A 25509-nucleotide genomic window follows, 5' to 3' on the forward strand; every position below is an offset into this window, starting at 1 on the left:
AGTCGTAGTTGCCAGCGATCTGCAACAGGGACTGTGCGGCATGGAGTGACGCGGCACACCCCTCCGATGGGACGGGCGGCGACTGATGAACGAGACGGGACGCGACGACCTGCTGAGGGGTGTCCTGCCGACCGCGATCGAGGTCATGACGGCGTGGGACCTCGCCGAGGGGACGCCCGAGGCCCCCGGCGACGCCTCGGAGTTCGTGGCCGCCATGGACCGGGTGCTCGGGGACGTCGCCGAGGCCGACCGACCCCGCCTGGCGATGGCACGACTGCTGTTCGCCCAGGTCTCGCTCGCCGGCATCCTGCTCGAGGAGGTCGCCCGCCTCGGCGGCGTCACCCGCGGCGAGGTCCTCCGCGCGGTTCACCGGGAGCACGTCGCGCCCGACGGGCGGCCGTGACGATCCCGTCGGAGGACCACGCCGCCGACGCCGAGCGGATCGCGGCGACCTGGCGTCGACGGGGTGCCCGCATCACCCCGCGACGCCGCGAGCTCCTCGACGTCCTCCTGGCGGCGCGCGGCCACCTGACCGCGCTCGACGTCGCCGAGCTCCTGCACGACGACGGGTCCGGGGTCGACGTCTCGACCGTGCACCGCAGCCTCACCGACCTCCACCGGATCGGACTGGTCTACCGCGTGGCGGTGAAGGGACCCCGCGGCCAGGTCAGCCACGCCTACCGCCTGGTCGGGCCGACGGAGTACACGGCCTTCTGCACGGGCTGCCAGGAGGTCGTCCCCCTCCCCACCCCCGTCGCCCTCCGGGCCGCGCGGAGCCTCGCGAGAGCGTCCGGCTTCGAGCTCTCGACCGAGGCGCCCGCGTTCTCCGGCTCCTGCCCTGCCTGCCGGGACGGGCAGGGGCCGACCGGGTGATCGGGCCGCGAATTTCCGGACACGACGCACACCAGGTGTGATTGCCGGACAGCCTCAGCTGCAGCACCGTTGCATCTGTGCACCGGACGGGGGACTCTCCCGCCTCGTGACCGCCACCGCTCCCACCGCCACGCGCCGGTTCGCGATGTCCCGGCCGGAGAAGCTGTCCGTCGCCGGCATGACGGCGATCGTCGTCCTCCTCCACGTCGTCGGCTGGGGTGTCCTCGCCGTCTTCATCGCGCCGAACCACTACGACCTCGGCGACGCCGGCGTGTTCGGCCTCGGGCTGGGTCTGACCGCCTACCTGCTGGGGATGCGGCACGCCTTCGACGCCGACCACATCGCGGCGATCGACAACACGACGCGCAAGCTGCTCGCCGACCGCGGCGAGGACGGGAGCCGGCCCCGCCCCCTGACGGTCGGGTTCTGGTTCTCGCTGGGCCACTCGACGATCGTGTTCGTCCTCGTGCTGCTGCTCGGCCTGGGTGTGCGGGCCGTGGCGAGCGAGATCGGTGACGACGACTCCCCGCTCAAGGTCATCGGCGGCCTGATCGGCACGGCCGTGAGCGGCGTGTTCCTGATCCTGATCGGCGTGATCAACCTCGTCGTGCTGGTCGGCATCGTCCGGATCTTCCGGCGCATGCGCCACGGCGACTACGACGAGGCCGAGCTCGAGCGCCACCTCGACGAGCGCGGCTTCATGAACCGCTTCCTCGGCCGCGTGACGAAGGCCGTGCGCAGGCCCGGACACATGTACCCGGTGGGCGTGCTGTTCGGCCTCGGGTTCGACACCGCGACCGAGGTGTCCCTGCTCGTCCTCGCCGGCGGGGCCGCGGCCGCGACGCTGCCCTGGTGGGCGGTGCTCGTGCTGCCGATCCTCTTCGCGGCGGGCATGAGCCTGTTCGACGCGCTCGACGGCGCCTTCATGTGCTTCGCCTACGGCTGGGCCTTCATGCGCCCGGTGCGCAAGGTCTTCTACAACATCACGATCACGTCCCTGTCCGTCGTCGTCGCCCTGGTCATCGGCCTGATCGAGCTCATCTCGATCCTCACCGACCAGCTGGACATCGAGGGCGGGCCGCTCGCCTGGGTCGCGAACCTCCCGCTCGACGACGTCGGCTTCTGGATCGTCGGGCTCTTCGTCCTGGCCTGGGTGGTCGCCCTCGCCGTCTGGCGATTCGGCCGGGTGGAGGAGCGCTGGGAAGGACGGTTGCGGTCAGTCGAGGCGGACTAGGTAGGTGTCCATGATCCAGCCCTTGCGCTCCCGCAGGTCGGCGCGCGTGGAGCGGATCTCGTCCCGCACGTCGCCGAGGCGCCCGCTGATCAGCGCCTCGTCGGGCGTGCCGAGGTACGCACCCCAGTAGACGCTCGCGTCGTCGGGCAGGACGTCGACCCCGTGCTGGTCGGCCCCGTCGAGCATGACGACGAGGTCGGCGCGCTCGGTGGGCGTGCCCGCGATGACCTGCCGGGCGGGGGTGACGACGGCGGGCCGTCCGGTCCGGGTCATCGTCACGCGGTGGGCCGCGGTCAGGGCGGCGGGTGCGGAGATCCCGGCGATCACGGTCCACGCGATGTCGACGTTCCCGCGCTCGACGATCCGCTCGACGGTGTCCACGGTCCCGTCGTAGATGCCGGGGTCCCCCCAGGCCAGCAGGGCGACCGACCCGCCGTCGGGGACCTCGCCCGAGATCAGCTCCTCGTAGAGCGCGAGGCGCTCGTCGCGCCACTCCTGCGTGGTTTGCAGGTAGCGGCCCTCCTCGGTGGTGCCGCGCTCGCGGTGCGCGTCCTGCCGACGGACGATGCGCGCCTGCGGGGCGAAGCGTTCGGCGATCGCGGTGCGCGCGTCGGTCAGCTCGTCGGCGGCCCCGCGCTTGTGCAGCAGCAGGACGACGTCGACCTTCGAGAGGGTCTCGACCGCGTCGAGCGTGAGATGACCGGGCGAGCCGGCCCCGATCCCGACGACGTGGACGGCGCGGCTCACGCCTCGGCCTTCGCGGCCTTGGCGGCCTTCTTCTGGGCCTGCTTGAAGTCGCGCACCTCGGCCAGCGTGGTCTGGTCGACGACGTCGGCGATCGAGCGCCGCGATCCCTCGTCGCCGTAGCTCCCGGCCGCCTCGCGCCAGCCCTCGGCGTCCAGCCCGAGCTGCTTGCCGAGCAGCGCGGTGAAGATCTGGGCCTTCATCTTCCCCCAGCCGGGCAGGGCGTTGAGGCGCTTGAACACGTCGCGGCCGTCGGCGGCCTCGGTCCAGATGCGGGTGACGTCGCCGCCGTAGTCCTCGACGATCGCCCGGCACACCGCCTGCACCCGCTCGGCCATCGACCTCGGGTAGCGGTGCAGCGCGGGCGGGCCGGTGAAGGCGGCGACGAGCTCGTCGTGGTCGTAGTCCGCGATCTTCTCGGCGGTGATCTCGCCGATCCGGTCGGTGAGCAGCGCCGGACCGGCGAACGCGCGCTCCATCGGGAACTGCTGGTCGAGCACCATCCCGATGAGCAGCGCGAGCGGGTTCTGCGAGAGGACCTCGTCGGCCTCCGGGTCCTGGGCGAGGGTCAGCTGCGGTGCCACGGCGCTCAGCCTAGGGGCTTGCGCAGCACGGCGAACCGGAAGTCGTCGCCCCGCGGGAAGCCGACGCCGGGCTCGCCGTAGGGGAACGGCTTGGTCTCGCCGGTGCGCACGTACCCGCGGCGCTCGTACCAGGCGATGAGATCGGCGCGCCGGTCGATGACGTGCAGCTCCATAATGGTGGCGCCCGCGCTGCGGGCGTACTCCTCGGCCGCGGCCTGCAGGGCCTTGCCGAGCCCCGTTCCCTGCTGCGCCGGGCGCACCGCGAACATCCCGAACACGGCGATCTCCTCGCCGGCCCGGTGGGTCACGGCGCAGCAGCCGTCGTGGTCGCCGGCGACCATGAGGTGGATCGACGGGTCGGCGACGTCGGCGGCGAGCAGGTCGCGGGTGGTGCGCGGGCCGTCGATCAGCTCGGCCTCGGTGGTCCACCCGACCTGTCCGCCCTCGCCGCGGTACGCGGCGTGGATGAGCTCGAGCAGGGCGTCGACGTCCTCGGCGACGGCGGGACGGATCGTGAGCGGGGCACTGGTCACGGCCTGCAGTCTGCGCCCGGGGACGTGACGGTGACACCCTCGGGGCGGCGTTGCGTCCCGCACACGGCCGCCGCGCCCGCGCCCGGCCGAGGTGCACACCAGGCATCCCGACCGCGCCGTCGACCTGCCCCACGTGCGTCTCGCGAACGCCGGGCCCGCTCCCCCAGCCGCGAGCTGCACACCAGGCATCCCACAGGGCTGCGGAACCTGCCCTACGTACACCTCGCGGCCGGACTCGCAGGCGGCCGCACCCGTCGTCGGGAAGGCCTCAGACCCGCTCCAGCTGCCCCAGCCCACGGTCGACGTCGGCGGCCGTGCGCTTCACCACGGGCAGCCCGCGCAGGTAGAGCGCGATCCCACGCCGACGGATCGCCAGCGAGACCCGGTGGGTGACGAACGGGTGCCGCAGCACGGCCCGCAGCACCGCCCGGCGACCCGCCGGCCGACGGGCGCCCCGCATGGTCGCGACGAAGGCCGTCACGAGCCCGCCATCCGGGGCCGGCCGCTGCAGCACCACGGTCGCCGACAGGGTCTCGCCCGGCTCGGGCACCTTCATCCGGTACTCGCCGTCGACCGGGAAGAACGGCGAGACGTAGAAGTCCTTGTCCACCCGCGCGCGGCCGGCGTCGTCGACGTCGAGCAGGTAGTGGTGCCGCCCGCCGTAGGTGTTGTGGACCTCGGCGACCACCGCACACAGCGAGCCCGCCGCCGAGTAGGCCCAGTACAGCGAGATCGGGTTGAAGACGTATCCGAACGTCCGCGGGTGGGCGAGCATCAGCACGCGTGCCGGACGCTCGCGGCCCTGCGCCGCCAGGAACGCGTCGAGGTTCTCCCGGATCGAGCGGTCGGGGTCGCCGAGGTGGTCGGCCCCGCGGAAGGAGACCCCCGGGAACGACGGCAGGTCGTCCAGGTCCACCAGCCAGAGGTACATGCGGTGGGTGAAGGCGTCCTCGAGCGTCTGCGAGCGCCGGTGCTCCACCAGCACGTCGTAGAGGGACGTCACCACGCCACCCCGAGCGAGGCCGCCGCCCGGACCCCCGACGCGCACCCGTCCTCGTGGAAACCCCAGCCGTGGTAGGCGCCGGCGAAGGCGATCCGGCCGTCGTTGAGCCCCGGCAGCCGCTTCTGGGCGGCCACCGAGGCGGGCGTGTAGGCGGGGTGCTCGTAGTCCATGCGCGCGATCACGGTCGCCGGGTCGACGCGGTCGGTCGCGTTGAGGGTGACGACGTACGTCTCGGGGGTGTCGAGCCGCATCAGGCGCGTCATGTCGTAGCTGACCAGCACGCGGTCCTCGCCGGGCACCCGCAGGAGGTTCCACGAGGCCCGCGCGCCCGGGGCCTTCGGCAGGATCGAGGTGTCGGTGTGCAGCCACGTCTCGTTGGCCGAGTACTCGAAGGCGCCCAGGACGGCGGCCTCGTCGGCGGTCGGCGCGGCGAGCAGCGACAGCGCGGTCGGCGCGTGCGTCGCGATCACGACCCGGTCGAACGCGTGCGCCACGTCTGCGTCGTCGCGGACCTCGAAGCCCTCGCCGACCCGCGCCACCGCGCGCACCGGCGTCGACACCTCGACCGCCGACAGGCCCTTCGCGGCCTTCTCCACGTAGCGGGCGGACCCGCCGACCACCGTCTTCCACTGGTGCGAGCCGCCGACCGAGAGCAGTCCGTGGTTCGCCAGGAAGGCGAACAGGTAGCGGGCCGGGTACTGCATCGAGAGCTCGGCGCCCGACGACCACACGGCCGAGACCACCGGCACCGCGAACGTGTCCACGAAGTAGCGCGAGAACCGGTGCCGCCGCAGGAACTCGCCGAAGGTGACCTCCTCGGCGAGGTCGGTGTGGCCGGCCAGCACCCGCCGGGCGGCGCGGTGGAAGCGCAGCACCTCGGCGAGCATCGCGAGGTGGCGCGGGTTGGCCACGTTCCGGCGCTGCGCGAAGAGCCCCGCCGCGCCGCGGGCGCCGGCGTACTCGAGCCCGGTCGACTCGTCGCGCACGCTCATCGACATCTCGGAGTCCTGCGTGGCCACGCCGAGCTCGCCGAACAGCCGGACGAGGTTCGGGTAGGTCGCGTGGTTGTGGACGATGAACCCGGAGTCGACGCTGACGGCCGGCAGGTCGTGGGTGTGCGCGTGCCCGCCGAGGCGCGGCTCGGACTCGAAGAGCGTGACGTCGTGGGCCCGCTGCAGGACGTGGGCGGCCGTCAGCCCGGACACCCCGGCCCCGATCACGGCGACACGGTCACGGGACACGGGCGACTCCTCAGGCTCCGGCGGCGAGCGGGACGGACAGGCCCTCGGGGGCACCGACCGCCATCGCGTTCGCGACGGCCGGTTCGAACGGTTCGAGCCCCAGCGCGGCCAGGGCGAAGCGGGCGGTCAACCGGTGCCACTCCCCCGCGCGGCGCAGCATGGCGTGGCCGTCGCCGTGCACGTCGAACCGCGCGACCCGGTCGCTGATCGTCGCGACCTGCCGGGCGAACCACAGCGACGCGCGCGGGTCGGTCATCCGCTCCCGGTCGCCGTGCGCCACGAGCAGCGTCTGGCCCCGCAGGTGCTCCCACGGCTCGTTGCGCTCGATCCACGGCGCGAGCGCGGCGATCCCGACGACGTTCGGGTCGTCCCCGACCCGCAGCGCCGCCCGGGCCCCCATCGAGTGCCCGACGAGCACCACCCGCACGTCGTCGGAGTGCCGACGGCGGAGCTCGTCGAGGGCCCAGCGGGCGTCGACCACCGGGTCGAGATCCGGCGCGTTCCAGCCGCGGACGCGATAGCGCAGCAGGTCGGTCCCGACCCCGCGCCGCGCGCCGACCTTCGCCACGGCCTGCCCGAACGGCACCATCCGCACGTGCGAGAGCAGGAACCCGCCCGCGCCCTGGTGCCCGTCGGGCCGACCGCCGTGGAGCACGAGGACGACGCCGGCGCTGCCGTCGCCGTGCGGGGACGCGGCTTCGAGGCGGGGAAGGGTCACGCCTCCATCTTCGGCGCACATCCGCCGACCGGTCGGCGCCGTCCGGGAGGTCCTGGTCACGGCCGACGCCGCCGGGCTCTACCGCCGGGCGGGCTCCTCCTCGTCGACGAACTCCAGCAGGTCCCCGGGCTGACACTCCAGCACCCGGCACATCGCCTCCAGCGTCGAGAACCGCACCGCCTTCGCCCGCCCGTTCTTGAGCACGGCGACGTTGGCCGGCGTGAGCCCCACCCGGTCGGCGAACTCCCCGACGCTCATCTTGCGACGGGCCAGCTCGACGTCGATCCGCACGACGATCGCCATCAGATGACCGTCTCGAGGTCGGCCCGCAGGAGGGTCGCGTCGCGCAGGAGCCCGCGCATGACGACGAGCAGCAGCCCGACGACCGCGCCGAGGAGCAGCACCACGAGGAACGCCAGCGCGTTGCCCGGGTCGTCGCCCCGCCACACCGCGACGCCGCCCACCCCGAGCAGCACCAGCCACCCGGCGGCGATCGCGACGATCATCGCGTCGACCCAGGGCAGCGACGCCGGCCGGAAGATCCGGTCGTCGCGGACGAGCCCGAGCAGGCGCCAGGTGCTCACGACGACGACCTGCACACAGAGCACCCAGAACGCCGCCAGCGCCGTGAGGGGCCAGCGCCACGGCGCCGCGCCCGGCTCCTCGGCGGCGAGGTGGGCGAACTGGCCGGGGAGCGAGAACACCTGGAGCACGACGAGGAGCAGGAAGAGGGCGACGAGCATCGCCCGGAGCAGGCTCACCACACGACGATCGAGCGACACCGGACGAGTATCGCTCGACACCTATCGACAATCAACAGATGAACCGGACCAGTCCGGCACACGAAGACGGACCGACACCCGACGTCTGGAAGGGACCCGCCCCCATGAAGGCCGGAGACACCGCGCCCGACTTCTCGCTCGCCGACGACTCCGGGGCCACCCGGACCCTGTCGGAGCTGCTGACGAACGGGCCGGTGGTCCTGTTCTTCTACCCGCTCGCCAGCTCCGGCGGCTGCACGCAGGAGAGCTGCCACTTCCGCGACCTCGCGACCGAGTTCGCCGAGGTCGGCGCCCAGCGCGTCGGGATCAGCGCGGACTCGGTGGAGAAGCAGCACACGTTCTCGCAGGCGAACTCGTTCGACTACCCGCTGCTCTCCGACCCGAAGGGTGAGGTCGCGAAGCAGTTCGACGCCAAGCGGTCGTGGCTGCCGGTGCTGCCGATCAAGCGCAAGACCTTCGTGATCGACACCGACCGCACGGTGCTCGAGGTGATCACCGGCGAGATGAAGTTCGACGAGCACGCCGACTCCGCCCTCGCCGTGCTGCGCAAGCGCGCGGAGAACTGAGTCCCCGCCTCCCCGAGCGAACGGCACTTTCGCGCACATGGAGCGCGCGAGAGTGCCGCTCGCTCGTGTCGGGGCGGGGCCCGCTCAGCCGAACGGCGCGTGGATCGAGTCGGCGGCGATCCGCAGGATCACGCGGGTCTCGTCGGGGTTGCCGGAGAACACCGGGTAGGGCCGGCCGAGGTAGCGCTGCGAGAGCTCCTCGATGTGGTCCTTGCCGCCCTCGGTCGTCGTCCCGACCACCCGGCCGCGGATGCCGTAGTAGCGCGCCGGCTGGTCCGGGTCCGCGACGTTGAGCGCCACCCGCGGGTCGCGCGCGACGTTGCGGGCCTTCTGCATACCGCCGACGACGTTGACGACGACGTGCTCGCCGTCGGTGTCGACCCAGGTCTCGGTCATCTGCGGCGAGCCGTCGGGCATGAGGGTCGCGATGAAGCACGGCGCCGGGCGGCGCAGCAGCTCGACGAGTCCGTCGGGGAGCGGGACGGTCACGGGGTCACTCCTAGGTCGCGCGGGCGGGGGCGGAGCCGGGCGGCAGCGGGAAGAACCCGCTCGTGCGCTCGACGTACTCGGCGTACCCGGGCCGGCCGGACATCCCCTTCTCCAGGAGCTCCTTGCCGGTGACGTTGATCAGCAGGTAGCTCATCAGCACCGGTCCGACCACCGTGACGAGTGCGGCGGGGTGCCCCACGGCGACCAGGAAGATGCCCCACCAGACGCAGAAGTCGCCGAAGTAGTTCGGGTGCCGGGTCAGCCGCCAGAGCCCCGAGTCGAGGATCTTCCCCTGGTTGGCCGGGTCCGCCTTGAACCGCGCCAGCTGGGCGTCGCCGACCGACTCGAAGAAGAACCCGACCAGCCACACCAGTGCCCCGAGGACGAGCAGCACCGACACCGTCGACGCGCGCACCATCGCTGCGAGCACGGGGAGCACGACCACGAGCTGCACGCCGGCCTGGGTCAGGTACACCTTGCGGACGACGGTCCAGGTCGTGGCGCCCGGGGCGTGCCCCTCCCCCAGCATCTCCGTGTAGCGCGGGTCCTCGCCCTTCCCGTGGTTGCGCCAGCCGATGTAGATCGCGAGACGCAGCCCCCAGATCACCGGCAGCAGCAGCGCGACGAGCCGCACCGCGGGGTTCCCGACGCCGAGCAGACCCGACGTCACGTAGGCGGACCCGGCGACCAGGGCGAAGCCCAGCCCCCACGTCACGTCGACGACCGAGTGCTTCCCCACCGCCCGCGCCACCAGCAGCGTCACCGCGAAGGTCACGACGACGACGCCGACGGCGACCGCCAGCAGGATGCCGGCGGCCGCCCAGTCGAAGCTCATGCGACCGAGATACCCCCGGGCTCGAAGGACGAACGCGTCGCGGGCATCCCGGAGCGGCCGGTCGCCGTCGGGCGGGCCAGCAGGATCTGGTCGACGCCCATGCGGTTCTCCTCGAACGCCAGCGCCGCACCCACGAGGTAGAGCCGCCACATCCGGGCGCCCCGCTCCCCGGCCAGCTCCACCGCGCGGTCCCAGTTCGCCTCGAGCGTGGCGATCCAGGCGCGGCAGGTCGGCACGTAGTGCTCCCGCATGACGTGGACGTCGCGGACCTCGAGGCCGGCGCGCTGGAGCAGCGTCAGCGTGTCCCCGACGGGGCGCATCACCATGTCCGGGGTCACGTAGGTCTCGATGAACGGCCCACCGCCGGGGTGGTCGCCGGGGCGGCGGGACATCTGCTGCACGAGCGCGCGCCCGCCGGGGTGCACGGCGCCGACCAGGATCGAGGCGAACGTCGGGTAGTTGCCATCGCCGACGTGCTCGCCCATCTCGATGCTCGAGACCGCGTCGAACGTGCCGTACTCCTCGATCTGGGCGGGCACGTCGCGGTAGTCGATCAGGTCGACCTGCACCTTGTCGGCCAGGCCCTCGGCCCGGATCCGCTGGTTGATGTGGTCGCGCTGCTCGGTCGCGATCGTCACGCCCCGCACGTGGGCGCCGAAGTGCTTGGCGGCGTGGATGGGCAGCGAGCCCCACCCGCACCCGACGTCGAGCAGCGTCGAGCCCGGCCCGAGCCCGAGCTTGCGGCAGATCATGTCGAGCTTGGCGTCCTGCGCGGCGACGAGGTTCTCGTCGGTGAGCGGCGCGGACAGGTCGCTCCAGTAGCCCGACGAGTACGCCATGTTCCGGTCGAGGATGAGCTCGTAGAAGGCGTTGCCGGCGTCGTAGTGGTGGTGGATCACCGCCCGGTCACGCAGCTTGGAGTGCAGCTTCGCGAACCGCGGCAGCCGGATCGCCTCGGACGGCGCCGCCGGCCGCGGACCGAGCAGCCCGAGCGTCGCGGCGCCCGCGAGCACGGCGGGGAGCTCGGTGACGCCGGGCCGACGCGGCTTCACCGCGCCGTCGCGCACGAGGCCCCAGATCGCGGTGAGGCCCTCCTGCAGGTCGCCCTCGACGTCGAGGTCCCCGGAGACGTAGGCGTGCGCCAGCCCCATCTCGCCCGGCTGCCACAGCAGGCGCCGCAGCGCCCGGCGGTGGTTCAGGACGACGACGGGCGCGCCCGACTCGCGGGTCGCGCCGGCCTCGCTGCCGTCCCACGCGCGGATGCGCACGGGGAGCGTCCCGTCCACGAACCTGCTCGCCGCGCGGACCACCCGTGCTGCTGCGCCTGCCATCCGACCTCCCACGCCGTTCCGACCTCGGCAGGATCATCGCGGTGGCCGCCCCCGCGGTTCGGCGGGCCGGGAGAACTACTCATGCGGGCACGGCGCCGGACAGGCCATGATCCGGGGCATGTCCTCCCAGGCGCCGCAGCCGTCGCTCCCCGACGAAGGCCCGTCCCCGCTCGCCGCGCCGCCCCCGGAGCCGGTCGCCCCGGCCGCGCCGACGGCGCCGGAGGCCCCGCAGCACGTCGACCAGCCGCGACCGCACCCGACGGTCCGCCGCATCGCGCAGGGCCACGACCGGCGCCCGCCGGGCCGGCCGATGCGGCTGTGGCGCAAGCTGGCGATCTGGGTGCTCTACGCCCGCCGCGACCGCGGGTTCTGGTACGGCTTCGCGATCGACCTGCTGTGGCCGGTGCTGATGGCCGTGGCCCGGTGGGACTTCCGGGGCGGGCGGCACGTACCGCGCCAGGGCGGCGTGCTGCTGGCGGTGAACCACCTCTCGCACGTGGACCCGATCGTGCTGGTCGCCTACTGCATGGCTCAGGGGCGCATCCCGCGGTTCCTCGCGATGAAGGAGCTGTGGGGCATGACGGTCGTGGGCGCGCCGTTGCGGGGCGGGCGCCACATCCCGGTCGACCGCAAGGCCTCGGGCATCGAGGCCTACCGCGCGGCGGTCGAGGCCGTGAACCGCGGCGAGTGCGTCGTGGTCTACCCGGAGGGCGGCTTCCCCTACGAGTCCGACGGCTGGCCGCAGAAGGCGCACACCGGCATCGCCCGCATGGCGCTGGAGACCGGCGCACCGGTGATCCCGGTGGGCCAGTGGGGGTCGAACCACCTGCTGCCCCCGAGGGCGACCCGGCCCACGCTCCTGCCCCGGCCCACGCTGCGGGTCCTGGCCGGCGAGCCGGTGGACCTCGCGGACCTCGTCGGGAAGCAGAAGCGCGGCAGCGCGCTGCGCGAGGCCACCGACCGGATCATGAACCGGGTCACCGACGAGCTGGCGGTCCTGCGCGGCGAGGCGCCGCCGGCGGTCGGTCCGACCGCCGGCGACGACCGCGGCTAGCTCCCCTGGATCTGCTTCTTCATCTCGTCGACCACGGACGGGTCGACGAGCGTGGAGGTGTCGCCCAGCTCCTCGCCCTCGGCGAGGTTCTTGAGCAGACGGCGCATGATCTTGCCCGACCGGGTCTTGGGCAGGTCGTTGGCGAAGATCACCGTCGCCGGGCGGGCCAGCTTGCCGATCGACTGGGCCACCTGCTCGCGCAGGGCCTGCTCCAGTTCCTCGGTGCCCGTCTTGTCGCCGGTGAGCGACACGAAGGCGACGATCGCCTGGCCGGTGTCGGGGTCCTTGCGCGCGGCGACGGCGGCCTCGGCCACGTCGCCGTGCTCGACCAGCGCGCTCTCGATCTCGAAGGTCGAGAGGCGGTGGCCCGACACGTTGACGACGTCGTCCAGGCGGCCCATCAGCATGATGTCGCCGTCCTCGTCGTACTTCGCGCCGTCACCCGCGAAGTAGGCGTCGGAGTACTTCGACCAGTAGGTCTCGCGGAAGCGCTCGTCGTCCTTGTAGAGCCCGCGCATCATGCCGGGCCACGGGGCGGTGAGCACGAGGTTGCCGGTCTGCTCGACCCCGAGCACGTTGCCCTCGTCGTCGCGGATCTCCGGCCGTACGCCCGGGAAGGGCTGCTGGGCCGAACCCGGCTTCATCGTCGTGATGCCGGGCAGCGGGGTGATCAGGATGTGCCCGGTCTCGGTCTGCCACCAGGTGTCCATGATCGGCGCCTTGTCGCCGCCGACGTGCTTGCGGTACCACTCCCAGACCTCGGGGTTGATCGGCTCACCGACGCTGCCCAGGATCTTGATCGACGAGAGGTCGTGCGCCTGCGCGTGCTGCTCGCCCCACTTCATGTGCGAACGGATCGCGGTGGGTGAGGTGTAGAGGATCGTGACCCCGTACTTCTCGACGATCTTCCACCACACCTCCTTGTCCGGATAGCCCGGCACGCCCTCGTAGAGGACCGAGGTCACGCCGTTCACCAGCGGGCCGTAGGTGATGTAGCTGTGCCCGGTGATCCAGCCGATGTCGGCGGCGCACCAGTAGACCGAGTCGTCCTTGACGTCGAAGACGAGGTTGTGGGTGGTCGCGACGCCGGTGAGGTAGCCGCCGGTGGTGTGCACGACGCCCTTGGGCTTGCCGGTCGAGCCCGAGGTGTAGAGGAGGAACAGCAGGTCCTCGGACTCCATCGGCTCGCACGGGCAGCTCTCGGCGTCGCCCGACTCGCCCTCGATCAGGTCGTCGAGGTAGACGTCCCGGTCGCTCATCGGGATGTCGCCGCCGGTGCGCTTCACCACGAGGATCTTCTCGACCGTCGTGCTGCCGGCCCCGTCCAGGCCCTCGTCGGCGTTGGTCTTCTGGGCGGCGGTCTTGCCGCCACGCAGCGCCTCGTCCTGGGTGATGAGGACCTTGCACTCGAGGTCGTTGCAGCGCTCGGCGACCGCCTTGCCGCTGAAGCCGCCGAAGACGACGGTGTGCGGGGCGCCGAGGCGGGCGCACGCGAGCATCGCGACGACGGCGTCGGGGATCATCTGCATGTAGATGCCGACCGGGACGCCCTTGGACACGCCGAGCTTCTTCAGCCCGTTGGCGAAGCGGACGACCTTCTCCTGCAGCTGCGCGAAGGTGATGTCGTGCGCGTCCGCCGAGTCGGGCCCGTCGTCGGGGACGACGTGCAGCGCGACCTTGTCGCCCTGCCCGTTCTCCACGTGCCGGTCGACGGCGTTGTAGCAGGCGTTCAGCTTCCCGCCGACGAACCACTTGGCGTACGGCAGCTGCCAGTCGAGCACCGTCTCGTACGGCTCGAACCAGCTGATCCTGCTCTTGGCCTGCTCGTCCCAGAACTCCTCGAGCCCCTGCTCCTTCATCTCGGGACGCACGTTGGCGGTCTTCGACAGCTCCGGGTCCGGCGGGTAGGTCTTTCCCTGACTCGAGCCCTGCTCCGACATCCGCTGGCCTCCGGTTCCTTCGCTTCTCCACTGGCCCGGGGCGGGCAGGACCTGTGCGCAGCGTCACCGCCCGGACCCGGTGGGGCAACCCTGCCACGATCGGCGCGGCGAGGTCCCCGTTCGTCCGGACGGCGTGTTCCCCGTCGGGTCCGAGTGCAACCCGTCACAGTGACCCCGGGAACGGTGTACCGATCCGGAGGCCAGACTGTCGGCCGTGATCGATCGACTCCCCGCGCTGGCGCCGCGCCTGGGCGACGTGTTCCGCGCGGCCGGCTTCACCGTCGAGGGCGTCGCGGAGGCCCTCGGGGCGGAGGCCGGGGCGGCCCTCGACCGCGGCGAGCCGGAGCCCGCCCGCCGCTGCCTTCCCGACGACGGGTCCTTCCGCACGCTGGTGCGCCTCTTCCTGCTCTCCGAGTCGGTCACCGCCGCGGAGGCCACGGCGGCGTTCGCGCCGGCGACCCTCGACGAGGTGCTCGACGCGGGGCTGCTGCGCCGCGACGCCGAGGGTGTCGTGGCCGCGCTGGACCTCCGCCCGCACGCCGACGAGCACGGCTCGTGGTGGGTGGTCTCCGACCTGGACAGCGGCGACGGGAAGGCGACCGAGCACGTGCTCGGTGCGGGCGCGGCCTCCATGTCGCTGGCCCGCGCGACCGTGCGCCGGCCGGTGGCGACCCTGCTCGACCTCGGCGCCGGCTGCGGCGTGCAGACCCTGCACGCGTCGGGCCACGCCTCGTCGCTGACCGCGACCGACGTCTCCGAGCGCGCGAACACCCTCGCCCGTGCCACCTTCGCGATCTCCGGTGTCGACGTCGAGGTGCTCACCGGCCCGTGGTGGGAGCCGGTCGCGGGCCGCCGGTTCGACCAGGTCGTCTGCAACCCGCCGTTCGTGCCCGGGCCGCCCGCCGTCGAGCACGTCTACCGCGACTCGGGGCTCGGCGGCGACGGCGCCTCCGCCCTCCTGGTGTCCACGCTCCCGGACGTCCTGGCGCCGGGCGGGGTCGGCCAGCTCCTCGCCTCCTGGCTGATCACGGGAGCCGACCTGGAGGCGGCCGAACCCGGCACCGGCTGGACGACCCGGCCGCGGCGGTGGATCGAGGACGCGACCCGGGCGGCCGCCCCGGGCGGGCTGGACGCGTGGGTGGTGCAGCGGGACGTGGCCGACCCGGCGCTGCACGTCGGCACCTGGCTGCGCGACGCCGGCGTCGACCCCGCCTCCCCCGCCGGCCGGGCACGCACCGCCGAGTGGCTGGACTTCTTCGCCGAGCACGACGTGGCGGGGATCGGCTTCGGGTTCGTCACGGTGCGGCGGACCGCCCCGGGCGAGGACGGCACGGTCGTGTTCGAGGACATGCGCCAGGCCATCGGCGACCCGCTGGGCCCCGAGATCGAGGCCTGGCTCGACCGGGTGGCCTGGCTGCGGGGGCACGACCTGCTCGACGAGCCGCTCGTCGCCCCGCCCACCACGGCGCTGGAACGCGGCTTCACCGGCTCGGACGAGGGCTGGCAGCGGATCGGGGGCACGCTCGTGCGCCTCGACGGCCCGCAGTGGCGCCACGACCTCGACGAGCTCGGCGAGTCCCTGCTCGCCGGCTGTCGCGGTCACCTGCCCCTGTCCGACCTGCTCGAGCTGCTCGCCGTGGCACACGGCCGGGACGCCGAGGAGCTCACCGCCGCCGCGCTGCCCGTCGTCCGGGAGCTGTTCCTGCACGGCCTGCTGGTGCCGCGGGGCGAGGCCGTGGCGTGAGGGCCGTGCCGTGAGGGCCGTCGTCGCGCGGGTGACCGAGGCGTCCGTCACCGTCGACGGCGCGGTGGTCGGCGCGCTCGACGGGCCCGGGCTGCTGGTGCTGCTCGGAGTGCACCGCGACGACCCGTCCCGCGGGGACGAGCCGGTGACGACGATGGCGCGCAAGCTGCACGAGCTGCGGATCCTCGACGGCGAGGCCTCGTGCGCGGACACCGGCGCGGGCCTGCTCGTCGTGAGTCAGTTCACTCTCTACGGCGAGACGCGCCGAGGACGACGACCCTCGTGGTCGGCGGCCGCCCCGGGCGAGGAGGCGGAGCGGGTCGTCGGGGCCGTGGTGGCCGCGCTGCGGGCGCGGGGCGCGACGGTGGCCACCGGGAGGTTCGGCGCGGACATGGCGGTGGCATCCGTCAACGACGGACCGTTCACCGTGCTGGTGGAGGTCTGACGCGCCCTGGTTGCCGCGCGATGACCGGAACCACGCGTCAGGACCGTCACAAGCGGCTATCCGGAGGACGAGCCGGTGCGCGGGAACGATCGCGCGCCACCGCGCGTTCGACCATGTGACGCGGCGCGCCAGACCCACGCCGCGCAGGGAGGATTCCATGACGGCGACACTCGCCCCGCGGACGTCTCGCAGCGACGTACCTGCTGAGGCCGTCCAGCCCGAGTCGACCCCCGACGGCGCCGAGACCTCCGAGAGCACCGAGAGCACCGCGTTGCAGACCGAGGCCGAGATCCAGAGCGACCTGGACGCCCAGAGCCCGGCCGCCGATCTCGTCCGTGTCTACCTCAACGGTATCGGAAAGACCGCACTGCTGACGGCCGCCGACGAGGTGGAGCTGGCGAAGCGCATCGAGGCCGGCGTCTTCGCCGCGCACCTGCTCGAGGTCGCGGGCGCCGACGTCGACGCCGACCGGGCGAAGGACCTGCGGATGGTGGCGCGCGACGGCCGCCGCGCCCGCGCGCACCTGCTCGAGGCGAACCTGCGGCTCGTGGTCTCGCTGGCCAAGCGCTACACCGGCCGCGGGATGCCGCTGCTCGACCTGATCCAGGAGGGCAACCTCGGCCTCATCCGGGCGGTGGAGAAGTTCGACTACGCCAAGGGCTTCAAGTTCTCGACCTACGCGACGTGGTGGATCCGGCAGGCCATCACCCGCGGCATGGCCGACCAGGCCCGCACGATCCGCCTGCCCGTCCACCTGGTCGAGCAGGTCAACAAGCTGGCCCGCATCAAGCGCGACCTGCACCAGACCCTCGGGCGTGAGGCCACGAACGAGGAGCTGGCCGAGGAGTCCGGGCTCGCCGTCGAGAAGGTCGCCGACCTGCTCGACCACAGCCGCGACCCGGTGAGCCTCGACATGCCGGTCGGCTCCGAGGAGGAGGCCCCGCTCGGGGACTTCATCGAGGACGCCGAGGCCACCGACGCCGAGTCGACAGTGATCTCCGGGCTGCTGCACGACGACATGCGTCGGGTCATCGCGACGCTCGACGAGCGCGAACAGAACGTGATCCGGCTGCGCTACGGCCTCGACGACGGCCAGCCGCGCACGCTCGACCAGATCGGCAAGCGCTTCGGGCTCTCCCGCGAGCGCGTCCGCCAGATCGAGCGCGAGGTCATGTCCAAGTTGCGCGAGGGCGACCGGGCCCGCCGGCTCAAGGCCTACGCCGCGAGCTGACACGTGGCGCGACACCGACGGCCGGTGCCGGACCCCCGACGGGGTCGGGCACCGGCCGTTGCTCGTCGCGCAACCGCTCACGTGGTCACGCGCTGCTCCGGAATCGAGTCATCCGTCCTCGGACGGCCCGCTCTCTCGGTCGCTTGACCCCCTCGCGCCACGGGGCGCATGCTCCTCACACCGCAGCGCGTGTGACGCGCGGCACGCCGGGACGGCGGTACCGCCCCCGGCCACCGACACGGTGACCGCAGCCCGGTCACCCGCGACGAGGGGCCGGGACGGCCGGGGGCCGTCCCGGTTCCTCGGCCCCCGTGTGCCGGGTCAGCGCGTCTCGCCGGTGAGCACCACCCGGCGCTGTCCCAGGTCCGCGTCCAGCGGCAGTTCGAACGCGGGGTAGCGCAGCTCGCGGGTGCACGGCCCGGTCGACGTCGAGGTCTGCGTGATCCGCACCGTCACCGCGTCGGCGGTCTGTTCGGCGACCGCGGCCGTCGCCTCGGTGCACCCGCCCGCGCGGCCGTACACCCCGAGGGTCCGCGGCCCGGTGGTCCAGACGAGCGTCGGGAAGCCGGCCGGCAACCCCGTCGTCGTGACCCGGGCGGGGTCGAGCGCGGTGCCGCCGGGCGGCGGCGCGGCGACCAGCGGGTCGACCGGCACCGGCGGGGTGGACGTGCCGGCGGGCGGCGCACCCGTGGGCACCGTGGCGGGCGACGGCGCTCCCGACGGCTCGGAGCCGCCACCGCACCCGGCGGCGAGCAGCAGGGCGGCGGCGAGCAACACGATCATCGGCAGGGCACGCATCGCCGGCGATCGTCCCCCACCCGCCTCCCGGGCACCGGGCGCCTCACCCGCACGGGTCACCCGCCGAGTCGGCGCGGCCCGTCGTCGCGGGGACCGGGCGGCGGCCCGAGCACGGCCCGCATGGAGGTCGGGTGCACGCCGCGCTCGGCCACCAGGATCGGGTCGAGCACGAGCGAACGCAGCTCCGGCACGTGGTCGGCGAGCTGGCCGACGCGCAGCAGCAGGTCCTCGAGCGCGGCGAGGTCCATCGGCCGCGCACCGCGGTACCCGTCGAGCATCGGCGCCGCCCGCGGGGCGCGCACCAGGGTGTGGGCGTCCATCGTCGAGAGCGGCGTGGCGCGGTAGGCGCGGTCGCCGAGCAGTTCGGTGACCACCCCGGCGAGCCCGAAGGACACCAGCGACCCGAAGGACGGGTCGTCCCGCAGCTCCACCACCACCGGCATCCCCGGCGGCACCTGGACCTGCACGTCGACCTCGGGCGAGCCGGACAGGTCGGCGAGCTGCTGGTAGGCGTAGGCCACCGCCTCGTCGTCGGACAGGCCCGTCCGCACCCCCGCGAGGTCGGTGCGGTGCCGCCACGTCCGCACCACGGTCTTCACGACGACCTCGCCCCCGCCCTGCTCGCGCAGGGCCGCCGCGGCCGCGACCGCCTCGTCGCGGGTGCGCGCCCGCCGGAACGGGGCGACGTGGATGCCGACGCGCCGCAGCAGCTCCGCGGTCTGGTCGTCGTCGAGCACCAGGGCGGTCTCGATCGGCCCGAGGCCGTCGACGAACTCCCGGGCCGCGGTGAGGTCGCAGCCCGGCGGCACCACGAAGTCGCCGACCGGCCGCTCGAGCCACTGGGTGTAGCGGATGACCCGGACCAGCGCGATGACCGCGCGCTCCGGGGACGGGTAGGACGGGACGCTGCCGCGGGCGGGCACGGCGGAACCGCCGAGCTCGGAGGGCACCGCCAGGTGCTCGGGGACGCCCGACGAGGCCAGGAACGTCGTCGTCACCGGCTTGTCGGCGCTCGTGACCACCTCGGCGAGGGCGTCGGCGTGCTCGGCGCCGTCGGTGGCCACCGGCGGGGAGAACACGATCACCAGCGCGTCGCACCGGTCGTCCTCGAGGGCCTGCAGGGCGGCGTCGGCGAGCTCGGCGGGGTCGGCCATCGAGCCGACGTCCACCGGCGGGAACGCGAGGTGCATCCCGTGGGCGAGCGCCACGTCGGAGGCCAGCACCCCCAGGGCGCTCGAGTTCCCGACGACGCCGATGCGCGGGCCCCGCGGCAGCGGCTGGTTCGCCACCAGCAGCGCCACGTCGAACAGCTCGTCGACGGAGCTGACCCGGATGACGCCGGACTGGTCGAACACCGCGGCGACCGACGCCTCCTCCAGGGGCGACGTGCTCGCCGCGAGCCCGGGGGTCGCGTGCCGGCCCGAGGCGACCGCCACCACCGGCTTGCGGCGGGCCAGCCGGCGGGCGACGCGGGCGAACTTGCGCGGGTTGCCGAAGCTCTCCAGGTAGAGCAGCACGACGTCCGTCGTCGGGTCGGTGTCCCAGTACTGCATGAGGTCGTTGCCCGAGAGGTCGGCGCGGTTGCCGGCCGACACGAACGTCGAGAGCCCCAGGCGGCGCTGGGCGGCCGCGGCGAGGATCTGGATGCCGAGGGCCCCGGACTGGCAGAAGAACCCGACCCGGCCCGGCGGGGGCAGCGTCGGGGCGAGCGAGGCGTTTAGCCGGACCGCCGGGTCGAGGTTGACCACGCCGAGCGCGCTCGGCCCGACGACGCGCATGCCGCGCGACCGGGCCTCGCTCACCAGCTCACGCTGCCGGGCGATGCCCTCCTCCCCCGTCTCGCCGAAGCCCGACGTGACGACGACGAGGGCCCGCACGCCCTTCTCGAGGCACCCGTCGACGACCCCCGGGACCTCCTCCGGCGGCACGGCCAGGACCGCGAGGTCGACGTCGTCGGGGATGTCGGTGACGGTCGGGTAGGCGCGGACGCCGCGGACCGAGCGCGCCTCCGGGTTGACCGGGTAGACGGGCCCGGTGAACCCGCCGAGCAGCAGGTTGCGGAGCACGACGTGGCCGAGCTTGCGCTCGTCGGTGGACGCGCCCACCACCGCGACCGACCGCGGCGTCAGCACGTTCGCCACCGAGCGGGCCTCGGCGGCCTGCTCGCGGGAGCGACGGACCTCGGTGGAGCGGTCGGTGGCGGCGACGTCGAACTCGAGGTGCAGCGTGGAGCCGTCGAGCGAGCGGGTGACGTCGTAGCCGGCCTGGCGGAACGTGTGCACCATCGCCCGGTTCTCGGAGAGCACCTCGGCGACGAAGCGGCTGATGCCCACCTCCGCCGCAGCCGCGGCGAGGTGCTCGAGCAGGATCGAGCCGAGACCGCGGCCCTGGTGGTCGTCGCGGACGACGAACGCCACCTCGGCCGACGGGTCGTCGGCGCCGAGCCGCACGTAGCGCCCGACGGCGATGATCTCGCCGCCGAGCCACAGCACCAGCGCCACCGAGTCGTGGTGGTCGACCTCGACGAAGCGCTTGAGGTCACGCGCCGGGATCGACGGGTAGGGGCTGAAGTAGCGGAAGTACCGCGTCCGCTCGGAGAGCCGGGCGTGGAAGGCCACCACGGCGTCCGCGTCGTCGGGGGTGATCGGGCGCAGGTGGGCGGTCGCGCCGTCGGCGGCGACGACGTCGGCCTCCCAGTGGCGCGGGTAGGGCGCGTCGGGCACGGCCGAGACCGGCGTGGTGGCCGCGTCGAGGCTCGAGACCTCGGTGTCCGACCAGGCCGGGGATGTGCTCATGGGATCAGTCCAGGACGTTCTGCGGTTCGAGGCCGTGCAGCGGGAACACCGCGCGGCGGGTCTCCAGGACGAAGCGATCGACGTCGATCTCGGTGTACCCGCCCCACGGCGTCCAGTCCGTCGGGGCGTCCTCCGTCATGGTGGTCGGCAGCGGCCGGTTCGTCAGCGTGGAGGCGTGTGACGTCCATTCCGCCGGGATCGTCCGGTCCGGGTCGACGTCGCGGTCGAGCACCGTCGCGAGCAGGTGGGTCCACGAGCGCGGGACCCCGCGGAACAGGTTGTAGCCCCCGCCGCCGAGCGCGAGCCACTTCCCGCCGGCGTACTCGGTCGCGAGGTCGCGGCAGGCCCGGTAGATCGCGCGGTGCCCGTCCACGGTGAGCGACAGCTCGGCCAGCGGGTCCTCGTGGTGGGTGTCCGCGCCGCACTGGGTGACCAGGATCTGCGGCTCGAAGGCCCGGAGCAGGCCGGGTACGACGGCGTGGAAGGCCCGCAGCCACGCCTGGTCGCGGGTCCCGGGCGGGAGCGGCAGGTTGATGGCCGTGCCGGCGGCGGCGCCCTCCCCCAGCTCGGAGGCGAACCCGGTGCCCGGCCAGAGGGTCCGCGGGTGCTGGTGCACCGAGATCGTCATGACTCGCGGGTCGTCGAGGAACGCGGCCTGCACCCCGTCCCCGTGGTGGACGTCGGTGTCCAGGTAGGCGATCCGGGTGTAGCCGTGGTCGAGCAGCCAGCTGATCGCGATCGCGCAGTCGTTGTAGACGCAGAACCCCCACGCGTGGTCGCGCATCGCGTGGTGCAGGCCGCCGGAGAGGTTCACCGCCCGGTCGGCCCGCCCCTCGGCGATCTCCCGGGCGGCGGCGATCGAGCCGCCCGCCACGAGCGCCGAGGCGTCGTGCATGCCCTCGAAGATCGGGTTGTCGGTGGTGCCGAGCTGGTGCACCGGGTCGTCCCCGTGGCTCGGGGCCCGTCGGACCGCCTCGAGGTAGGAGGCGACGTGGACCCGCTCCAGCTCCTCGTCGGGCGCCGGCGTGGGGATGAGCGGCTCGACCCCCTCGAGCACCCCGAGGCTGCGGGCGAGCCGCATCGTCAGGTCCAGCCGGACCGGGTGCAGCGGATGGTCGTTGGACAGCTTGTAGGCGAGCAGGGCCTCGTCCCAGACCACCGTGGCGCGCATGGCGCGCACGCTACCCAGCCTCAGCCGGTCTCCACCGGGCGCTTGCCGGCGACCCAGTTCGACCAGGAGCCGACGTAGAGCGCCACCGGGTCCTCCGGCGGCCGCACCCCGGCGATCTCGGCCGCGAGCACGAGCATCGCCGCGCTCACCCCGGACCCGCAGTACGCGCCGGCCTCCCCGCTGCCGAGCCCGGCCCGCCCGAGCAGCTCCGCGAGCTCGGCCGCCGGCCGCCAGCGCCCGTCGTCGGCCAGCAGCTGGGCGACCGGCACGTTGACCGCTCCGGGGATGTGCCCGGCGACCGGGTCGATGGGCTCGGTCTCGCCCCGGTACCGCTCGGCGGCGCGGGCGTCGACCAGGACGCCGTCCCGGCCGAGCGCCCCCGCCGACTCAGCGGTCAGCACGGGCATGGCGCCGCCGGCCACGTCGATGTCGCCCTGCGTGCGCACCCCGCCGGACACGGTCGAGGACGCGCCGCCCGCGGCGGTCCAGGCGCCGAACCCGCCGTCGAGGACCCGCACCTGCCCCGGCCCGAGCCCGGCCCAGCGCAGCACCCACCACGCCCGGGCGGCCGCCATGCCGTCGCCCGCGCCGACGGCGTCGTACACGACGACGGAGCTGCCGGGGACGACGCCGGTCCGGCGCAGCGTGGTCTGCAGGTCGTCCGGGTCGGGCAGGGGGTGGCGGCCCGCGGGGCCGGGCGGACCGGCGAGCTCCGAGTCGACGTCGACGAACACCGCGCCGGGCACGTGGCCGGCGTCGAAGTCCGGCTCGCCCACGGGGTCGGGGCGGCGGCGCGTGCGCTTCTTCGGCGGCGGCGTGAGGCGCCAGCGGACGTCCAGGACGATCGGGCGCCCGTCGGTGCCGGCCGGACCGCCGGCCAACTCGGCGACGAGATCGGCGGCGGCGACGAGCGGCCCCTGCGAGTTCGGCACGGGTCCATCGTGCCGTGTCCTTCTCGGTAGGATCGTGATCGGGACGGAAGGGGTGGGGATGAACGACCTCATCGACACCACGGAGATGTACCTGCGCACCATCTACGAGCTCGAGGAGGAGGGTGTGGTGCCGCTGCGCGCGCGCATCGCCGAACGCCTCGAGCAGAGCGGGCCGACCGTCAGTCAGACGGTGGCCCGGATGGAGCGCGACGGTCTCGTGCACGTCGCCGGGGACCGCCACCTCGAGCTGACCCCGGAGGGCCGCGGCAAGGCCGTCTCGGTCATGCGCAAGCACCGGCTGGCCGAGCTCCTCCTGGTCAACGTCATCGGGCTGGAGTGGGAGCACGTCCACACCGAGGCGTGCCGCTGGGAGCACGTGATGAGCGAGGCCGTGGAGCGCAAGGTGTTCGCGCTGCTCGGCGAGCCCGCCGTCTCGCCCTACGGCAACCCGATCCCCGGTCTCGAGGAACTGCGCGGCGACGGCACCGAGCTGCCCACCCGCACCCCCACGCCCGACGAGGCCGGACTCGTCCGGCTCGACGAGTTCGCGCGCGCCGGTGGCGGCAAGGTCGTCATCCGCCGGATCGCCGAGCACGTCCAGCTCAACGAGCCGCTGATGGCAGGGCTCAAGGCCGCGGGCGTGCTGCCGGGCAGCGACGTCGACGTCGTCGGCATCCCGCGCTTCGGCGACGCCGTGAACGTCGGCTCGGGCGGCCGGCAGTCCGAGGTCGACCCGCTGGTGGCGCACGCGGTCCTGGTCCGCGCGGTCTGAGCCCCGCCCCTCATCGGGGGCACAGCCCGGTAGGTCAGACTCGAGCGCATGAAGCTGCTCGTCACCGGGGGCGCCGGGTACGTCGGGAGCGTGTGCACCGCGCACCTGCTCGACGCGGGCCACGACGTCACCGTCCTGGACGACCTCTCGACCGGACACCGCGACGCCGTCCCGGCGGGCGCCCGCCTCGTCGAGGGCGACGTGGCCACCGCGGCCGCCGACGTCCTCGCCGACGGCTACGACGGCGTGCTGCACTTCGCGGCCCGCTCGCTGGTGGGCGAGTCGGTGACCGACCCGGCGCGGTACTGGCACGGCAACGTCGTCACCTCGATCGCCCTGCTCGACGCGATCCGCGCGCACCGGGTGCCGCGCCTGGTGTTCTCCTCCACCGCCGCGACCTACGGCGAGCCCGAGAGCACGCCGATCACCGAGGACTCCCCCACCCGGCCGACCAACCCCTACGGCGCCACCAAGCTCGCGATCGACCACGCCATCGCCTCCTACGCGGCCGCGTCCGGGCGGGAGCTGGGCGCGGTGTCGCTGCGGTACTTCAACGTGGCCGGCGCGCACGGCGCCCAGGGCGAGCGGCACACCACCGAGACCCACCTCATCCCGCTCGTGCTGCAGGTCGCGGCGGGCACCCGGGAGCAGGTCGCGATCTACGGCGACGACTGGCCCACCGCCGACGGCACCTGCGTGCGCGACTACATCCACGTCGACGACCTCGCCGACGCCCACCTGCGCGCCCTCGACGTCGCCCCGCCCGGGGAGCACCTCGTGTGCAACCTCGGCAACGGCACCGGGTTCTCCGTCCTCGAGGTCATCGAGGCCTGTCGGCGGGTCACCGGGCACCCGATTCCCGCCGCCGTGGCCCCGCGCCGCGCCGGCGACCCCGCCGTGCTCGTCGCCTCGGCCGCCCGGGCGCAGGAACGGCTGGGCTGGCGCCCGACCCGCGGCGACCTCGACGGCATCGTCGCCGACGCCTGGGCCTTCGCGCAGGGCCGGGTGTCCGCGTGACCATGCCCCTGAACCCCTCCCCGTCGCTGCGCTCGCCCCTGATCTGCTTCGACCTCGACGGCACCCTGGTCGACTCCGGCCCCGGCATCCGGGCGTCGGTGCGGCGCGCGGCGGCGAGCGTGGGGATCGCCGAGCCCGACGACGAGCAGCTGCGCGCCCTGATCGGCCCACCGTTCCCGCAGGCGTTCCGCGACGTCCTCGGGGTGGACACGGCCACCGCCGACGCGATGATGGCGACCTACCGCGAGGTCTACGGCGGCGGCCTGATGCGCGAGGTCACGGTGTACGACGGCATCCCCGACCTGCTCGCCGACCTCGTGGCCCGCGGCGACCGCCTCGCCGTGACCACGAGCAAGCCCCGCCCCTTCGCCCACGAGGTGATCACCGACGTCGGGCTGGAGAAGTACTTCGCCGGCGGCGTGTTCGGCGCCGAGTTCGACGGCACCGTCGAGGGCAAGGCCGCCGTCGTCGGGCTCGCCCTCGCGGCGCACGACGGGCCGGTGGTGGCGCTGGTCGGCGACCGCCACCACGACGTCGACGGCGCCCGCGCCCACGGCCTGCCCTGCGTCGGCGTCACCTGGGGCTTCGGCGGGCGCGAGGAGCTGACCGACGCCGGCGCGGCCGCCGTCGTCGACGTGCCGACCGACGTCCCGGCCGCGCTGGACGCCCTGCGCTGA

At 73.7% G+C, this 25509-nt stretch carries 27 protein-coding genes; 11 read left to right on the forward strand and 16 right to left on the reverse strand.

What is annotated here, in order from left to right:
* Positions 1 to 85: 85 nt before the first annotated feature.
* The 3 genes from ACQPYX_RS20125 (at position 86) to ACQPYX_RS20135 (ending at position 2107) form a co-directional block, all read left to right on the forward strand.
* Complete coding sequence (locus tag ACQPYX_RS20125) at positions 86 to 403, forward strand: hypothetical protein (protein ID WP_433799058.1); 318 nt, start codon at positions 86 to 88, stop codon at positions 401 to 403.
* Positions 400 to 873 (forward strand): Fur family transcriptional regulator, encoded by a 474-nt coding sequence (locus ACQPYX_RS20130; protein ID WP_433799059.1) that lies wholly within the window; start codon positions 400 to 402, stop codon positions 871 to 873. The genes ACQPYX_RS20125 and ACQPYX_RS20130 overlap by 4 nt, the downstream gene beginning before the upstream one ends.
* Before the next feature lie 145 nt (positions 874 to 1018).
* On the forward strand, positions 1019 to 2107 hold the full coding sequence (locus ACQPYX_RS20135; RefSeq protein ID WP_433803769.1) for a HoxN/HupN/NixA family nickel/cobalt transporter: 1089 nt from the start codon (positions 1019 to 1021) through the stop codon (positions 2105 to 2107).
* On the opposite strand, the gene cobF is transcribed toward ACQPYX_RS20135, so the two are convergent.
* The 8 genes from cobF to ACQPYX_RS20175 form a co-directional block, all read right to left on the reverse strand.
* Positions 2090 to 2854 (reverse strand): precorrin-6A synthase (deacetylating), encoded by a 765-nt coding sequence (gene cobF / locus ACQPYX_RS20140; protein WP_433799060.1) that lies wholly within the window; start codon positions 2852 to 2854, stop codon positions 2090 to 2092. The genes ACQPYX_RS20135 and cobF overlap by 18 nt on opposite strands.
* Positions 2851 to 3435 (reverse strand): HhH-GPD-type base excision DNA repair protein, encoded by a 585-nt coding sequence (locus tag ACQPYX_RS20145; protein ID WP_433799061.1) that lies wholly within the window; start codon positions 3433 to 3435, stop codon positions 2851 to 2853. The genes cobF and ACQPYX_RS20145 overlap by 4 nt, the downstream gene beginning before the upstream one ends.
* 5 nt (positions 3436 to 3440) lie before the next feature.
* Positions 3441 to 3968, reverse strand: coding sequence for an N-acetyltransferase family protein (locus ACQPYX_RS20150; protein WP_433799062.1), 528 nt, complete (start codon positions 3966 to 3968; stop codon positions 3441 to 3443).
* A gap of 268 nt (positions 3969 to 4236) precedes the next feature.
* Positions 4237 to 4971 (reverse strand): DUF1365 domain-containing protein, encoded by a 735-nt coding sequence (locus ACQPYX_RS20155; RefSeq protein ID WP_433799063.1) that lies wholly within the window; start codon positions 4969 to 4971, stop codon positions 4237 to 4239.
* Positions 4968 to 6212 carry an NAD(P)/FAD-dependent oxidoreductase gene (locus tag ACQPYX_RS20160; protein ID WP_433799064.1) on the reverse strand — a complete coding sequence of 415 codons (1245 nt, stop codon included), beginning with the start codon at positions 6210 to 6212 and terminating at the stop codon, positions 4968 to 4970. Before ACQPYX_RS20160 ends, ACQPYX_RS20155 begins: the two co-directional genes overlap by 4 nt.
* A 10-nt stretch (positions 6213 to 6222) precedes the next feature.
* Complete coding sequence (locus ACQPYX_RS20165) at positions 6223 to 6930, reverse strand: alpha/beta fold hydrolase (protein WP_433799065.1); 708 nt, start codon at positions 6928 to 6930, stop codon at positions 6223 to 6225.
* Positions 6931 to 7008: 78 nt separating this feature from the next.
* Positions 7009 to 7233 (reverse strand): helix-turn-helix domain-containing protein, encoded by a 225-nt coding sequence (locus tag ACQPYX_RS20170; RefSeq protein ID WP_433799066.1) that lies wholly within the window; start codon positions 7231 to 7233, stop codon positions 7009 to 7011.
* Positions 7233 to 7691, reverse strand: a complete 459-nt coding sequence (locus ACQPYX_RS20175; protein WP_433799067.1) for a DUF2975 domain-containing protein — start codon at positions 7689 to 7691, stop codon at positions 7233 to 7235. Before ACQPYX_RS20175 ends, ACQPYX_RS20170 begins: the two co-directional genes overlap by 1 nt.
* A 125-nt stretch (positions 7692 to 7816) precedes the next feature.
* Between ACQPYX_RS20175 and ACQPYX_RS20180 the strand changes: the two genes are divergently transcribed.
* The gene (locus ACQPYX_RS20180; protein WP_433799068.1) at positions 7817 to 8278 is read left to right on the forward strand and encodes a peroxiredoxin; all 462 of its coding nucleotides are present in this window, start codon (positions 7817 to 7819) and stop codon (positions 8276 to 8278) included.
* 84 nt (positions 8279 to 8362) lie between these two features.
* Here the strand turns inward: ACQPYX_RS20180 and ACQPYX_RS20185 are convergent, their stop codons facing one another.
* From ACQPYX_RS20185 to ACQPYX_RS20195, 3 genes are read right to left on the reverse strand one after another with little or no spacing between them, the layout of a single operon-like run.
* The gene (locus tag ACQPYX_RS20185) at positions 8363 to 8767 is read right to left on the reverse strand and encodes a PPOX class F420-dependent oxidoreductase (protein WP_433799069.1); all 405 of its coding nucleotides are present in this window, start codon (positions 8765 to 8767) and stop codon (positions 8363 to 8365) included.
* A 10-nt stretch (positions 8768 to 8777) separates the two neighbouring features.
* Positions 8778 to 9602 (reverse strand): DUF1295 domain-containing protein, encoded by an 825-nt coding sequence (locus ACQPYX_RS20190; RefSeq protein WP_433799070.1) that lies wholly within the window; start codon positions 9600 to 9602, stop codon positions 8778 to 8780.
* The gene (locus ACQPYX_RS20195) at positions 9599 to 10933 is read right to left on the reverse strand and encodes a class I SAM-dependent methyltransferase (RefSeq protein WP_433799071.1); all 1335 of its coding nucleotides are present in this window, start codon (positions 10931 to 10933) and stop codon (positions 9599 to 9601) included. The genes ACQPYX_RS20190 and ACQPYX_RS20195 overlap by 4 nt, the downstream gene beginning before the upstream one ends.
* A gap of 118 nt (positions 10934 to 11051) precedes the next feature.
* Here ACQPYX_RS20195 and ACQPYX_RS20200 point away from each other — a divergent pair, with 118 nt between their 5' ends.
* Positions 11052 to 11987: a lysophospholipid acyltransferase family protein gene (locus tag ACQPYX_RS20200; protein ID WP_433799072.1), complete on the forward strand. Its 936-nt coding sequence runs from the start codon at positions 11052 to 11054 to the stop codon at positions 11985 to 11987.
* Here ACQPYX_RS20200 and acs read toward each other — a convergent pair.
* A complete protein-coding gene (gene acs / locus ACQPYX_RS20205; protein ID WP_433799073.1) occupies positions 11984 to 13927 on the reverse strand; it encodes an acetate--CoA ligase in 1944 nt (647 codons plus the stop codon). The genes ACQPYX_RS20200 and acs overlap by 4 nt on opposite strands.
* A gap of 214 nt (positions 13928 to 14141) precedes the next feature.
* On the opposite strand from acs, the gene ACQPYX_RS20210 reads away from it, so the two are divergent.
* The 3 genes from ACQPYX_RS20210 to ACQPYX_RS20220 all read left to right on the forward strand — a co-directional run bounded on the left by ACQPYX_RS20210 (position 14142) and on the right by ACQPYX_RS20220 (position 17347).
* Complete coding sequence (locus tag ACQPYX_RS20210) at positions 14142 to 15671, forward strand: DUF7059 domain-containing protein (RefSeq protein WP_433799074.1); 1530 nt, start codon at positions 14142 to 14144, stop codon at positions 15669 to 15671.
* Positions 15672 to 15681: 10 nt separating this feature from the next.
* Entirely contained in the window at positions 15682 to 16116 is a 435-nt protein-coding gene (gene dtd / locus ACQPYX_RS20215) for a D-aminoacyl-tRNA deacylase (RefSeq protein WP_433799075.1), read from the forward strand.
* Positions 16117 to 16273: 157 nt separating this feature from the next.
* Complete coding sequence (locus ACQPYX_RS20220) at positions 16274 to 17347, forward strand: sigma-70 family RNA polymerase sigma factor (protein ID WP_433799076.1); 1074 nt, start codon at positions 16274 to 16276, stop codon at positions 17345 to 17347.
* 321 nt (positions 17348 to 17668) lie between these two features.
* Here the strand turns inward: ACQPYX_RS20220 and ACQPYX_RS20225 are convergent, their stop codons facing one another.
* The 4 genes from ACQPYX_RS20225 to ACQPYX_RS20240 are packed head-to-tail and all read right to left on the reverse strand — an operon-like array spanning position 17669 to position 23043.
* Entirely contained in the window at positions 17669 to 18145 is a 477-nt protein-coding gene (locus ACQPYX_RS20225) for a hypothetical protein (RefSeq protein ID WP_433799077.1), read from the reverse strand.
* Positions 18146 to 18201: 56 nt separating this feature from the next.
* Positions 18202 to 20940: a GNAT family N-acetyltransferase gene (locus tag ACQPYX_RS20230; RefSeq protein WP_433799078.1), complete on the reverse strand. Its 2739-nt coding sequence runs from the start codon at positions 20938 to 20940 to the stop codon at positions 18202 to 18204.
* A 4-nt stretch (positions 20941 to 20944) separates the two neighbouring features.
* The gene (locus tag ACQPYX_RS20235; RefSeq protein WP_433799079.1) at positions 20945 to 22111 is read right to left on the reverse strand and encodes an acetoin utilization protein AcuC; all 1167 of its coding nucleotides are present in this window, start codon (positions 22109 to 22111) and stop codon (positions 20945 to 20947) included.
* 20 nt (positions 22112 to 22131) lie between these two features.
* Complete coding sequence (locus ACQPYX_RS20240) at positions 22132 to 23043, reverse strand: sulfurtransferase (RefSeq protein ID WP_433799080.1); 912 nt, start codon at positions 23041 to 23043, stop codon at positions 22132 to 22134.
* 58 nt (positions 23044 to 23101) lie between these two features.
* On the opposite strand from ACQPYX_RS20240, the gene ACQPYX_RS20245 reads away from it, so the two are divergent.
* From ACQPYX_RS20245 to ACQPYX_RS20255, 3 genes are read left to right on the forward strand one after another with little or no spacing between them, the layout of a single operon-like run.
* Positions 23102 to 23815, forward strand: coding sequence for a metal-dependent transcriptional regulator (locus tag ACQPYX_RS20245; RefSeq protein WP_230756819.1), 714 nt, complete (start codon positions 23102 to 23104; stop codon positions 23813 to 23815).
* Positions 23816 to 23863: 48 nt separating this feature from the next.
* Positions 23864 to 24832 carry a UDP-glucose 4-epimerase GalE gene (galE, locus tag ACQPYX_RS20250; RefSeq protein ID WP_433799081.1) on the forward strand — a complete coding sequence of 323 codons (969 nt, stop codon included), beginning with the start codon at positions 23864 to 23866 and terminating at the stop codon, positions 24830 to 24832.
* A gap of 2 nt (positions 24833 to 24834) precedes the next feature.
* Positions 24835 to 25509, forward strand: coding sequence for an HAD hydrolase-like protein (locus ACQPYX_RS20255; RefSeq protein WP_433803770.1), 675 nt, complete (start codon positions 24835 to 24837; stop codon positions 25507 to 25509).

The sequence above is a fragment of the Actinomycetospora sp. CA-084318 genome (genome assembly GCF_050955885.1).
GTDB lineage: Bacteria > Actinomycetota > Actinomycetes > Mycobacteriales > Pseudonocardiaceae > Actinomycetospora.

Excerpts from the sequence above, each read along its gene's own strand:
- galE (WP_433799081.1), top strand. The coding sequence starts at position 23,864 with ATGAAGCTGCTCGTCACCGGGGGCGCCGGGTACGTCGGGAGCGTGTGC.
- acs (WP_433799073.1), bottom strand. The coding sequence starts at position 13,927 with ATGTCGGAGCAGGGCTCGAGTCAGGGAAAGACCTACCCGCCGGACCCG.
- ACQPYX_RS20225 (WP_433799077.1), bottom strand. The coding sequence starts at position 18,145 with ATGCGTGCCCTGCCGATGATCGTGTTGCTCGCCGCCGCCCTGCTGCTC.
- ACQPYX_RS20170 (WP_433799066.1), bottom strand. The coding sequence starts at position 7,233 with ATGGCGATCGTCGTGCGGATCGACGTCGAGCTGGCCCGTCGCAAGATG.
- ACQPYX_RS20180 (WP_433799068.1), top strand. The coding sequence starts at position 7,817 with ATGAAGGCCGGAGACACCGCGCCCGACTTCTCGCTCGCCGACGACTCC.
- ACQPYX_RS20200 (WP_433799072.1), top strand. The coding sequence starts at position 11,052 with ATGTCCTCCCAGGCGCCGCAGCCGTCGCTCCCCGACGAAGGCCCGTCC.
- ACQPYX_RS20125 (WP_433799058.1), top strand. The coding sequence starts at position 86 with ATGAACGAGACGGGACGCGACGACCTGCTGAGGGGTGTCCTGCCGACC.
- ACQPYX_RS20190 (WP_433799070.1), bottom strand. The coding sequence starts at position 9,602 with ATGAGCTTCGACTGGGCGGCCGCCGGCATCCTGCTGGCGGTCGCCGTC.
- ACQPYX_RS20135 (WP_433803769.1), top strand. The coding sequence starts at position 1,019 with ATGTCCCGGCCGGAGAAGCTGTCCGTCGCCGGCATGACGGCGATCGTC.
- ACQPYX_RS20235 (WP_433799079.1), bottom strand. The coding sequence starts at position 22,111 with ATGCGCGCCACGGTGGTCTGGGACGAGGCCCTGCTCGCCTACAAGCTG.
- ACQPYX_RS20245 (WP_230756819.1), top strand. The coding sequence starts at position 23,102 with ATGAACGACCTCATCGACACCACGGAGATGTACCTGCGCACCATCTAC.
- ACQPYX_RS20230 (WP_433799078.1), bottom strand. The coding sequence starts at position 20,940 with ATGAGCACATCCCCGGCCTGGTCGGACACCGAGGTCTCGAGCCTCGAC.
- ACQPYX_RS20255 (WP_433803770.1), top strand. The coding sequence starts at position 24,835 with ATGCCCCTGAACCCCTCCCCGTCGCTGCGCTCGCCCCTGATCTGCTTC.
- ACQPYX_RS20195 (WP_433799071.1), bottom strand. The coding sequence starts at position 10,933 with ATGGCAGGCGCAGCAGCACGGGTGGTCCGCGCGGCGAGCAGGTTCGTG.
- ACQPYX_RS20220 (WP_433799076.1), top strand. The coding sequence starts at position 16,274 with ATGACGGCGACACTCGCCCCGCGGACGTCTCGCAGCGACGTACCTGCT.